The organism is Algibacter sp. L3A6 (assembly GCF_009796825.1).
GTDB lineage: Bacteria > Bacteroidota > Bacteroidia > Flavobacteriales > Flavobacteriaceae > Algibacter.
In genome coordinates this window covers 3,408,377-3,420,656 of sequence record NZ_CP047030.1, presented here as the reverse complement: position 1 = coordinate 3,420,656, position 12,280 = coordinate 3,408,377, and the positions used below count along the sequence as shown (strand labels likewise).

Genomic DNA, 12,280 nt, shown 5'->3' with positions numbered 1-12,280 from the left:
TTTCTGTTTAATTATCTAAAATTACATTTTTATATAAGACTTAATCAAATTGAAATAAAAATATTTCATAGCTAAAGAATGATTAAATAAAACATAAGACACAAAAATATCTTTATTCACACCGACATTTATCCTCTATTTTGATAAAATCATACTCTAAAACAGCTAGCAACAAATGAATAAGCTACTTTTTAAAAATTTTCTTATGTAAATAATTATAATCTTCTTTAGAATCGATGTCTAAATTTTCAGATTGAGGTTTCAAAGAATTCACCGAATTGGCATACGTTTTCAAGAGAGTTTTAGCGCCATCGTCATCATTCAAAAGTATTAATTCTTCAAAATAATGTTTATCAAAAATAACAGGTACACCACGCTTTCCATTTTTATATGAAGTTGTTATAATCTGGTTATTATTAGGACTAAATGCATTACATAATTCTCCCAAAAACCGAGAATTAATCAATGGCTGATCAGCTAACACAATCATAACACCATCTACTTTATAGTTTAACTTCTGAATATACTCAACCGCAACAGCAATCGACTTCCCCAAACCCACTTTCCAAGATGTATTGTTTAAAACTGCAACCGGATATTTAGAAATCTCACTTTTTATAATCTCAAAATTAGCACCTAAAACAACAACAACTTCTGATGAATTTAAATCTAAAACGGTGTTTAAAGTATGTTCCAATAAGGTTGAATTACCCCAATTTAGTAATTGCTTAGGACTTCCCATTCTTGTTGAAGCTCCTGCTGCTAGAACTACAGTGACTATATTTTGGTTTTCTTTTTTCATAAAATGAAAACCCTATTCCTGAGCATGAATGCGTCCTGATTTCTTACTTAAAGACATCGGGTTCTGATTTCTAACAAGAGCTAAAATTTCCGAAACAATAGAAATGGCGATTTCCTGAGGTGTTTCTGCTCCAATATTTATTCCTGCTGGTCCATGAATAGCATCTAAAAAAGCATCTGATATTTCTGGAATATATTCCACCAACTGATTTAATAAATCTTCTCGCCTACGTGATGGGCCAAGTAAGCCAATATATACAGGGTTCGTTTCTTTTAAAGCAACCAAATATCTTAAATCCGTCGCAAAATTATGAGTCATTAAAACTACAGCGGTTTGGTTATCTATTTTACTAACATTCATTTCTTCCGGAGAAACCGCATAAAATGTTTTCGCTCCAGGGAAATTTTTAAGTGATTTAGGTTCTAATGGACCTGTAATTATAGACACCTCCCAACCTGTTAATGATGCATATTTACATAACTGAACCGCATCATGCTCTCCTCCAATAATTATTAATTTAAACCTTGGCGACATAGTTTGTCTAAAGACAGATAATGATTCTAATCTTGATAAATTTTCTTTTTCTTCGGAAATAGGAAACACTGCGTTATTTTCAAATTTTACGAACGAACCAATTTCATCGAAAACATCTTCTTTTTTACTGAAATATGAAATAATTTCAAAAGAATATCTGTAATCAATACACTTATAAAACATATCTAGAAATGCATCAGAAAACTGAATAGGCTCTATTAAAATATACAAAACACCTTCACAACCTAAGCGATATCGACCATCATAAGTCATCATTTTGGCTTGTCCTGTTTCAAAAACAGAAACCGATTGTCTTAATATTTCTTTTTCCACACAACCACCACTTACAGCACCAACCATGCCTCCATTTTCATCGATAAGCATTCTTACTCCTCGCCTGCGATAAGACGAGCCATCGAGCGCCACTACAGATGCTAAAACGGACTTTAAATTTCGTTTTTTAGCTAGCAGCGCTTCATTAATAATGTCTATAAATTCGTGTGTCATAAAAATTATGAGTAATACACTTTATCCTAAAACTTTTTCTTTAGGCTCCAAGTTATTTACAAGCGGTTGTTTATTAATTCTGTTTCCTGTGGCCGCATAAATAGCATTAGCTACAGCAGCACCAATAGGTGGTAGCGTAGGTTCTCCCAATCCTGTTGGATCGATATCACTTTCAATAAAATGCACATTTACTTTTGGTGTTTGCCCCATTCTAATCATCTGATAACTATCGAAATTATTAGATTTAGGCACACCATCTACAAATCCAAAATCAGCATACATAGCATGACCAATACCATCCAGAACACCTCCTTTTATTTGGTTCATTGCTCCAAACGGATTAACTACAATACCACAATCTACGGCACAGGTAACTCGTTTAACACTTGGCACACCATCTTCCATGGTAATATCTGCAACTTCCGCGACATGCGTATTGTGGCAGTAATAAACAGAAAGACCTTGAAAAACGCCTGCTTCGGTTTTACCCCAATTCGATTTTTCAATAGCCAATTGCAACACACCTTGTAATCGCTCTGGACTGTATTCTATATTAGCATCTGGATTATTTTTAACATTATCCAATAAATCCATGTGCATTTGCACACGATCTATGCCTAATTCTTCTGCTAACTCATCAAAAAAGCTTTGTTCTGCACTTGCCAAAAAGTTGGTATAGGGCGCTCTCCAAGCTCCTGTGGTAATATTACTTTTATAATTTGCGGTATCCACTTGATAGTTTTCAATTGCTCCTGCTGGAAAAAAGTTAGGTATTAAACCATACATATTTCCGTTAATGGAAGCTTCTTTTAAATGATATCCCGTTATTTTTCCACTTTTAATTGAAGCTGATATTTTATATTTCGAAGAAGGACGATACACACCCATCGTCATATCATCTTCACGAGAAGATACCAATTTTATTGGTTTTTGAATCGCATTAGAAATCTCGGCAGCTTCATAAACAAAATCACCATACAATCGGCGTCCAAAACCACCACCCATTCTCGTCATATCGATACTTACCTCTTCAAGATCTCTTTCCAATAAATCGGCAACAACTTGAGCAGCTGCTTCCGGCGTTTGCACAGGCCCAACTAAATGCACTTTTTCGGGAGATACATTAGCAAAGAAATTCATAGGTTCCATGCAATTATGAGGTAAAAATGGCGACTCATAAACACGTTCAAGAACCTTATCGGCATTTTCAAAGGCTTGTTTTACATTTCCATCTTGTCTTCTTGTTTTAAATTTATTTCCTTCCAATAAATCTAATAGAACTTTATCATGAGTTTCAGAACTCTCAAGAGCCGTTTCGGTTTTCCAAACAGCCTTTATAGCCTTCTTTCCCTTCATGGCATCCCAAGTCGTTTTCCCTATCACTACCACTTTATCCGTGCCACTCATTGGCATCGTCCAGCTATTTTTTCCGCTATCGTTATAGGCTCTTACTTTTTCTCCAATAGTAATCACATCGACCACTCCCGGTAAAGCCCTAGCTTCAGAATCATCAAAAGATTCTAAAAATTGACCAAAAGCAGGCGGCCTTAAAACTGTTGCATAAAGCATCCCTTCTTCTTTATAGTCTAACCCATAAAGTGGTTTTCCTGTTATAATTTTATCAATATCAACATTCCCTTTTCCTTGTCCAATAATAGTAAAATCTTTAGGGTCCTTTAAAGTTACATCTTCTGGAACTTCAAGCACTGCAGCTTCTAAAACCACATCACCGTAACCAAGTTTATCTCCTTTAGCGTTAGTAATAACACCATTTTTAGCAGAACATTCTGAAGCATCAACGCCCCATCTTGCAGCCGCAGCATTAACCAACATTTGTTTTGCTGTTGCTCCCGATTGGCGCAAAGGCTCCCAACCAAAACGAATAGACTGGCTTCCACCAGCTACTTGCCGTGTATAATTTTTTGTATCCAAAGGTGCTTGAACCACGTAAACATCTTCCCAAAGCACATCTAATTCTTCTGCGATAATCATCGGCATCGATGTTTTCACTCCTTGACCAATTTCTGGGTTAGGCGAAAAAATAGTTACTTTTCCTTCTTCTGAAATTTTAATAAACGCATTAAAATCATTGTAATTTAAAGCGCTTAAATCTACAGGAAGTTTTGCTTCAGGCTTACAAGCATTGAATAAATTAAAACCTATTATCATACCACCACTAGCTAAAGCCGATGATTTTAAGAACGATCTTCTACTGAATGTCATTTTTTTTGAAGCTGCCATTTTGTATATATTAGGTTGATTAACTTAATTTTTCTGAAGCCACTTTTACTGCTTCCTCAATACTATTGTAAGCTGCACATCTGCAAATATTCCCATGCATGGCATCTCGTATTTCAGTTTGTGAAGGACTAGGATTTGTTTTTAAAAAAGCCGAAGCTGTCATAATTTGTCCAGCTTGACAATAACCACATTGCGGAACGTCAACCTCTTTCCAGGCTTGTTGAACCGGGTGATCGCCATATTCAGAAAGCCCTTCAATGGTCGTTATATTTAAGCCTTCAGCTTGAGAAATTTTCAACAAACAACTTCTAGTCGCGTTACCATCTACATGCACTGTACAGGCTCCGCATTGCCCAATACCACAGCCGAATTTAGTACCCACAAGATTAATTTTATCCCGTAGAACCCACAATAAAGGCGTATCAGCATCGGCTTCGACCGTATGTTTTTCGTTGTTAACTTTTAAGTTGAATGTTGGCATGATTTATATTTTGGTATTAAGATATTAAAAATAGAATAAAAATGTTGCTAACTGATTATTTTAACATGGGATTAACCGACTCTAACCGATCTCACCTTCCTCCTATTTTACCCTTTCAAAAAATGATATTATAAAAAATTGGCAAAATAATGGCATGAATTATTAAATGTAAAAATATTGTTTAGTCTTAAATGTATTTTGAATATATATAAAGTAATAGTCTCAGAAAGTTGAAAATACGAGCTGATTTGAAACTTAAAATTTAATTCAAACTGCGCACAAATTCCAAAGCACGTTGCTCATTATAGTAGACGTTATTTTTAGAAACAAAACCAACATGTCCGCCATGTTCTGGCATTTCTAAAAATAAATTCGGATTGTTTTTTGCTTCTTTTACAGGATAACATTCAGGAGATAAAAACGAATCATTTAATGCATTAATAATTAACGTAGGCGTTTTTATATTTGGTAGAAATTGTCGGCTACTACTTTTTTCGTAATAGTCCGCGGCATCTGCAAATCCATGTGCTTTTGAGGTATAAACATTATCAAAATCTCTTAACGTTTTTATAGAATTAAACGTTTCTAAAGACATTTCATCTGGGAATTTTTCCATTTTTAATTTTAAAGACGCTTTTAAATGACTCAAAAAACGACTTGCATAAGCACTATTTTTCAATCTATGTAATTCTACACAGGCACCATTTAAATCGCAGGGTGCGGAGATTGCAATGGCAGCTTTAACTTCCGTGGGAACATGATCACGTTCGCCTAAATATTTTAAAATAATATTAGCTCCTAAACTAATCCCTTTAAGGTAGATAGTTTCATATTTTTTTTCTGAAATAAGGTGTTGAATAATATCAACCAAATCTTCAGTAGCACCAGAATGATAACTTCTAAATTTCGTATTAATCTCACCCGAACAACCTCTAAAATTAACTGATACCGCATCTATTTCATTCGCATTAAAAAGCTTTGCAGCACCCGTTAAATAAGGACGTTGTGCATGCCCTTCTAAACCATGAAGCAACACAATACATGCTTTACTTTTTTCTTCGGAAAAGCTCCAGTCTAAATCAATAAAATCGCCATCGCTTAATATTAAACGTTCGCGCTCTTGCTCTAAATAAATTTTACGAACAAGCCCAGAATATACCGTAGAAACAAAGCCACTTTTAAAATAAAACTTAGGTTTGTAGGTCGATGTTAATATTGGCATTATTTATAGTTATTAGTTGTTACTGAAAAACAAATATTTTTTACTCTAAAGAACAAAAGTAGTTAAATTACAAACAGTTTTATTCTAGCATTTCTTAATAATGATTATACATAGTTTGTTATGTCAATAAAAAAATATGTAACCCAACAGAAATAAAACAAAAAACTAAGAATAATTTTAGTAAGAATACAAAAACACAGGATAAATTAAAAGTAGTTTAACTGTTGTTTTGTCGACCGATAAGCACACTATTTGTTCCTTCAATATTTTTAAAAAGTGATGTTTCAAAGTAAATTGACTTTTCAAAATAAGCAATTACTTGCTCTGTTTTCTCTGTCATTTTTCCTTTTAAACCTAAATTAAAAATGAAATATCCGTTTTAGTTAACCAATTTTGAAATATTCTCACAAAAAATAACAGAATAAAATTGATCTGGAACTTCGTTATTAATAAATAAATCAATAATGATTAAATCATGTTTTTTATTATTCTTTTTAACAAATTTATAAGCATCATATTTACTTATCGTTAGGTTGTGCGAAGTACAAATATCAAAATCATTTTTAGCAATGGCTATAATTTTTTCGTCAATATCTACTGCTTGAATATCCCCATTAAAGTCAAACTTTTTTCTTAAAGAAGATATAACGCTACCGCCTCCCAACCCCAATATAAGAACATGTTTAACATTATCAAACTCAATTTTAGAAAGTGCATATTCTAGAATTTTTTGAAGGGATCCATAAGAATAGTTAGCATCTTTAGTATTGAGCATTTTTTTACCATTATAATAGGTTATTTCTAACTTCCCATTGGTATCAGAATCGATAGTTTTAGCTGTTACAGGCCATATATAACTTAATATTTTTTTCATTGAAAGAAATATAACTTAATGTGTTACGTTAAATTTAGATTGTTATTAAGCAGCTGAAACTCTAAGCATCTAGTGATGTAAATTTAAAATCTGTTCCGTTAAATAAACCTTTATCACTTAGTTTTAACGAAGGAATAACTAACAATGCCATAAATGAAAGCGTCATGTAAGGCGCATTTAAATTAGACCCCAATTGTTTCGCCATAACATCAAGATCAGCATATTGTTTGCCAATAGTTTCACCATCTTTATCACTCATGATTCCTGCTACAGGTAAGGATACTATTTTTTCTTCGGAAGTAGTAATGGCACAAATACCACCTTTATTTTCTATTAATAAATTAACAGCCTTGCAAATCATTTCGTCGGAAACTCCAACAGCAATAATATTGTGAGAATCGTGACCAACCGATGATGCTATAGCACCTTCTTTTAATCCGAAGTTTTTTATAAATGCCATGGCTGGTTTTTGATCGTTGTAGCGATTAACAACCGTCATTTTCAAAATATCTTTTTCGGTATTTGAAACAAGATTACCGTCCTCAATTAACGAATCTTCAATTAATTCATTAGTTACAAGCTGCCCTTCTAAAGCTTCAATAACTCTTATTTTATCTGATGATGACGCGACTTTAAAATCTGAAATTTCTTTTTTAGTACAGTTGAAATTATTCAAATTTGTAAAAGAAACTGGCTTAATTAACGACTTACCGTTATCTGAAACCAATTCACCATTGATATAGGTTTGAAGTGTTTTAAAATCTTTTAAATCTTCTACCACAATACAATCGGCAACATCATTAATTTGTAATAAACCCACATCTAAATTATAGTGCTTCACTGGGTTTATGCAAGCCGCTTGCAATACTTTAAAAACATCGATGCCTTTGGCAACGGCTCTTGCACATAATTTATTAATATGATTAAGAATTAAATCGTCAGGATGTTTATCATCACTACAAAACATCATGTTTTCGAAATATTCTGGTAATAAATCGATTAAAGCTTCAAAATTTTTGGCTGCACTTCCCTCTCGAATTAAAATTTTCATACCTTTTTGAAGCTTCTCTAAAGCTTCATCATAAGTAAAACATTCATGATCTGTAGAAATTCCCGCTCTAATATATTTTGAAACATCATCACCTCTTAATCCCGGTGCATGTCCATCAACAGGTTTGTTAAAATATTTTGCCCAAGCTATCTTTTTCATAACTTCATCGTCATTAAATAAAACGCCAGGATAATTCATCATTTCTGCCAAATATTTAATATCTGGATTTTCTAAAAGGATTTTGATATCATCGGAATCTATAACAGCTCCAGCCGATTCAAAAGTTGTTGCAGGCACACAAGATGGTGCTCCAAAGTTAAATTTAAACGGTACTTTTTTTCCGTTTTCAATCATAAACTCTACACCTTTTACACCTAAAACATTGGCAATTTCGTGCGGATCGGAAACTGTTGCAACAGTACCATGAGTTACAGCTAAACGCGCAAACTCACTAGGCACTAACATAGAACTTTCTATATGTATATGTGCATCTACGAAACCAGGAAGTATGTAATGATTAACATTATGTTCTGCTTCTGTTATAGATGAAATTTTACCGTTTTCAATGGTAATTTCACCTTTATAAATACGCTTATTTTGTATATCGACTATTTGGCCTTGTAATATCATGACTTATATGTTTTGATAGTTTTGTTAATACTCCAAAAGCTATTTTGGAATAAATTGAACAAACTATTGTAATGTAATTTTTAAAATATTTTTAGTGTTTTCGGTAACCTTAAAACGATTGTCTGCACGCCTATTTACAACCCAAACAATAGCATTGTTAGAGCACAACACCCAAACCTGCTCCTTATCTAAAAGTGATAGTTTCTCATCTTTTAAATATTTGCTAATTTTCTTTTTACCCGACATCCCTAGCGGATGAAAAAAGTCGCCGTCTTCCCATTTTCGCAAAGTTAAAGGGTACTCTAAAGTATCTTCATCGACATAAATAACCTCTGTACGTTTTCCAAAAATAGCATCGGCTTCATCAAAAAACAATAATCCAAAAGGGGATTCTATTTGTTTTTCTTCTTTTGAAATTAAAATATTTTCTTCTGTTTCATTATTAATTTTACTTAATAATAAATGCGCTCTATTTTTTATTAAGCGGTGTGTTGCAGAAAACAATTGCTTTCCAGATTCCGCATCCAGTAAGTTTAAAACATCATTCCATTCGGTAAATCCATAATCTTTAAAAACTTCGAATAAATACGCTTTCGGATTCCTTAAACTTTTAAATTCTGAAATTTTAAATACCGTTTTATCATCATCTTGAGAAACAATGGCTTTACTTAAAAGATTATCCACACTATCTTTTACAAGATCCGTGGTGTCGCTTAAATTACTAAGCGTTGTTTGAAAGCTTTGTAATAAACTCGGGTTTATTTCTTTTAAAATCGGTATTAAATTGTGGCGCAATTTATTACGGACATATTTAGTAGAAGCATTACTACTATCATCTCGCCAAGCGATATTATTTGCTTTGGCATAATGCTCGATAGCTTCACTAGAAAATGGTAATAACGGACGAACAAAAATAGTATTGACTTCAGGAATCCCCGTTAAACCTTCTAAACCAGTACCTCTTGTAAAGTTTATTAAAAATGTTTCGAGGTTATCATCGGCATGATGGGCTGTTAAAATATAATCGAATTCTAATTGATTTGCTAAATCTTCGAACCAATTGTAACGCAACTCTCGAGCTGCAATTTGAATGGATTGCTTGTTGGTTTTAGCATAATTTTCGGTGTCAAAATTTTGAACAAAAACTTCTAAACCCAAACTATCGGCGAACTTTTTCACCGATTGCTCATCTCCATTACTTTCTTCTCCTCTTAAATGAAAATTACAGTGCGCTAAGGCAATATTAAGTTTTAATTGATGGCATAAATGTGTTAAAACAACGCTGTCGATTCCTCCAGATATAGCAATTAGGATTTTGCTTTCGTTTAAAAATGCAAGATTTTTATTGATATGGTTTTGAAGGTTTTTAAGCATGTTTCAAATTTAGTGTTTATTTTGATTATTCATAAAGATTTACAGAGCTTATAAGAAGTAAAAAGAAATCAATTGCGCAAATAAACCATTGTTCAAAGCTGTTCAAAACTTAACAGATATACGCGCAAGGGATTGAACGGTTTGTTTGAAATCCTGCTTGTTTTCCTAAAAAACAAGCAGATTGAGTAGTGAAAGCCCGACCCTTTTCGGGTTGCGCCCAAAGTAATTTAATTCTCTAAAACCGTACGCATAGCTTTCGCTTTCACTAGACATTCTTCGTATTCCTTAAGCGGATCACTTTTTGCTGTAATGGCTCCACCAACGGAGTAAGACACGTATTTTTGTGTGGCATTGTACAAAATGGTGCGGATAACCACATTGAAATCGAAGTCGTTTTCGGGTGTAAAATAACCTATGGCTCCAGAATATAATCCGCGTTTAGTAGCTTCGAGTTTCTCGATAATTTTCATAGCAGAAATTTTGGGAGCGCCCGTCATACTCCCCATCGGGAATGTGCTTTTTAGAATATCAACTGGGTGCGTTTCTGGTTTTACTTCGGAAGTAACCGTGGAAATCATTTGATGTACTTGATCGAAGGTATAAATTTTGCAAAGCTCCTCTACTTTAACACTGCCTTTTGTGGCCGTTTTTGAAAGATCGTTACGTACTAAATCTACAATCATAATATTTTCGCTTCGCTCCTTTTCGTCTGCAATTAAGTTGTTTTTCAACTCATTATCTTCCGTTTTATCTAAAGATCGTTTTGCTGTACCTTTTATAGGTTGCGAAATAATATGCTGACTTTCCTTTTTGATATAACGCTCTGGCGAAGCACTTAAAGCAAATTTATCGTAAAGTTTTACGAAAGCTGCAAAAGGCGGTTTTGAAATCGCATTAAGCTTATTATAGGTTTCTAAAGGAGAAATTTGGGTGTTTTCAGCATAAAATTCTTGACAAAAATTGGCTTCGTAAATATCGCCACTATGGATGTGATTAAGAAGCGTATTTACTTTTTCGAAATACTCATCCTTATGTATTTTAAGCTTTATTTTTATGTTATTTTCTTCAGGATTTGTAACGACTTCTTTGGCTTTTAGAATATCTTCTAAATCGGGTTGAATCTCATCATCTACAAATTTTAAATACTGAATTTCAACTTGATTATCTTTAAATAAAAAAATTTTTTTAGGTTGAAAAAAAGACAAATCAGGAAACTCTAAACCGTCGGTATTCTGAGATTTTAGAGCCTCTACATCGTTTTTTAAATCGTAGGTTAAATACCCAAAAACCCAATCGTTTGCTAAGGTTTGATATTCTTTTAATTTTTCGAAACCATCGTGATAATCGGTTTGAATACTTGTAAAAGCTTCTACCGCCAAAATAGCATCGTAACTTGAGTATTGTTGCTCGTATTGATTGGAATCTAACCAAATAACTTCGTCGAATTGTTGACTCCAAATCAATAATTGATTTTTAAAATCGGCGGTATTTTCTGGATTATAAATTTGTTTTGTTCTCAAAAGGGAATTTAATAAGCTATTTTTCTTGTTCTAGTATTCTAGATCTATTCGATTAAAAAATATTATTCGGTAAAGTTAATGAGTTTCCATAAAAAAATGTAAATTTTGTCCATAATACCAATTTTAAAAATAACTATGTACACTTTACAGAATAAATTACTTAAAATAGCCATTAATAAAACGGGAGCCGAACTAAGTAAAATAACATCGGTTAAGAACAATACTGATTTTATGTGGGATGGTAATCCTGATATTTGGAGTGGTATTGCTCCAAATTTATTTCCAATTATTGGTGCTTTAAAAAATAATATTTACACTTTTGATAATAACGAATACAGCTTGCCTAAACATGGTTTTATTAGACATAGTAACGACCTGGAAGTTACAGAACAAACAGAAAACAGTATTACGTTTAAACTGACTTATAACGATGAGTTATTGAAAATATATCCGTTTAAATTTGAGTTTTTTATCTCTTATATTTTAACAGAAAATACGCTTGAAATAAAACATACCGTAAACAATATTGACGATAAATCGCTCTATTTTTCTCTAGGCGGTCACCCTGCTTTTAAATGTCCTGTTTTTGAAAATGAAACTTATGATGATTATTTTTTAGAATTTGAACATGCCGAAAACTCTAAAACGCATTGTATTAATATGGAAAGCGGTTTAATTTCATCTAAGACCGAACCTGTTTTTAATAATACTAATCTATTACCCTTAAAGCATGATTTGTTTAATGATGATGCCCTTGTTTTTAAAGACTTAAAATCGAGACGTGTTAGCTTAAAAAGTAAATTGAATGGAGAAATACTAAATGTAAGCTACCCAAACTTCCCGTACTTAGGTATTTGGGCCAAGCCAAGTGGAGATTACGTTTGTATTGAGCCTTGGTTAGGCATTGCAGATAATGAAAACACAAATCAAGATTTCATGACAAAAGAAGGTGTTCTAAAACTAGATTCTAAACAAAGTTTTACAGCAAGTTACCATATTGCTATTGCAAAAGCACATTTAGAGTAAACACGTAAATGACAGATA

At 32.9% G+C, this 12,280-nt stretch carries 11 protein-coding genes; 1 reads left to right on the top strand and 10 read right to left on the bottom strand.

Annotated features, from left to right (window positions below; genetic code table 11):
* Window positions 1-184: 184 nt before the first annotated feature.
* The 10 genes from GQR98_RS14210 to pabB form a co-directional block, all read right to left on the bottom strand.
* Window positions 185-802, bottom strand: coding sequence for an NTP transferase domain-containing protein (locus tag GQR98_RS14210; RefSeq protein ID WP_159020073.1), 618 nt, complete (start codon window positions 800-802; stop codon window positions 185-187).
* Window positions 803-814: 12 nt separating this feature from the next.
* Window positions 815-1,843 carry an XdhC family protein gene (locus GQR98_RS14205; protein ID WP_159020072.1) on the bottom strand — a complete coding sequence of 343 codons (1,029 nt, stop codon included), beginning with the start codon at window positions 1,841-1,843 and terminating at the stop codon, window positions 815-817.
* A 21-nt stretch (window positions 1,844-1,864) separates the two neighbouring features.
* Window positions 1,865-4,084 carry a xanthine dehydrogenase family protein molybdopterin-binding subunit gene (locus GQR98_RS14200; protein ID WP_159020071.1) on the bottom strand — a complete coding sequence of 740 codons (2,220 nt, stop codon included), beginning with the start codon at window positions 4,082-4,084 and terminating at the stop codon, window positions 1,865-1,867.
* 19 nt (window positions 4,085-4,103) lie between these two features.
* Window positions 4,104-4,565, bottom strand: coding sequence for a (2Fe-2S)-binding protein (locus GQR98_RS14195; RefSeq protein WP_159020070.1), 462 nt, complete (start codon window positions 4,563-4,565; stop codon window positions 4,104-4,106).
* A gap of 262 nt (window positions 4,566-4,827) precedes the next feature.
* Window positions 4,828-5,787, bottom strand: a complete 960-nt coding sequence (locus tag GQR98_RS14190; protein WP_159020069.1) for a YheT family hydrolase — start codon at window positions 5,785-5,787, stop codon at window positions 4,828-4,830.
* Between the two features lie 217 nt (window positions 5,788-6,004).
* Window positions 6,005-6,127: a hypothetical protein gene (locus GQR98_RS19260; RefSeq protein ID WP_262885136.1), complete on the bottom strand. Its 123-nt coding sequence runs from the start codon at window positions 6,125-6,127 to the stop codon at window positions 6,005-6,007.
* A 39-nt stretch (window positions 6,128-6,166) separates the two neighbouring features.
* Window positions 6,167-6,661: a spermidine synthase gene (locus GQR98_RS14185; protein ID WP_159020068.1), complete on the bottom strand. Its 495-nt coding sequence runs from the start codon at window positions 6,659-6,661 to the stop codon at window positions 6,167-6,169.
* Window positions 6,662-6,722: 61 nt separating this feature from the next.
* Window positions 6,723-8,342, bottom strand: a complete 1,620-nt coding sequence (gene ade / locus GQR98_RS14180; RefSeq protein ID WP_159020067.1) for an adenine deaminase — start codon at window positions 8,340-8,342, stop codon at window positions 6,723-6,725.
* Between the two features lie 63 nt (window positions 8,343-8,405).
* The gene (gene tilS / locus GQR98_RS14175) at window positions 8,406-9,716 is read right to left on the bottom strand and encodes a tRNA lysidine(34) synthetase TilS (protein WP_159020066.1); all 1,311 of its coding nucleotides are present in this window, start codon (window positions 9,714-9,716) and stop codon (window positions 8,406-8,408) included.
* A gap of 227 nt (window positions 9,717-9,943) precedes the next feature.
* A complete protein-coding gene (gene pabB / locus GQR98_RS14170) occupies window positions 9,944-11,236 on the bottom strand; it encodes an aminodeoxychorismate synthase component I (RefSeq protein WP_159020065.1) in 1,293 nt (430 codons plus the stop codon).
* Between the two features lie 105 nt (window positions 11,237-11,341).
* On the opposite strand from pabB, the gene GQR98_RS14165 reads away from it, so the two are divergent.
* The gene (locus GQR98_RS14165; protein ID WP_317164193.1) at window positions 11,342-12,262 is read left to right on the top strand and encodes an aldose 1-epimerase family protein; all 921 of its coding nucleotides are present in this window, start codon (window positions 11,342-11,344) and stop codon (window positions 12,260-12,262) included.
* The last annotated feature ends 18 nt before the right edge of the window (window positions 12,263-12,280 follow it).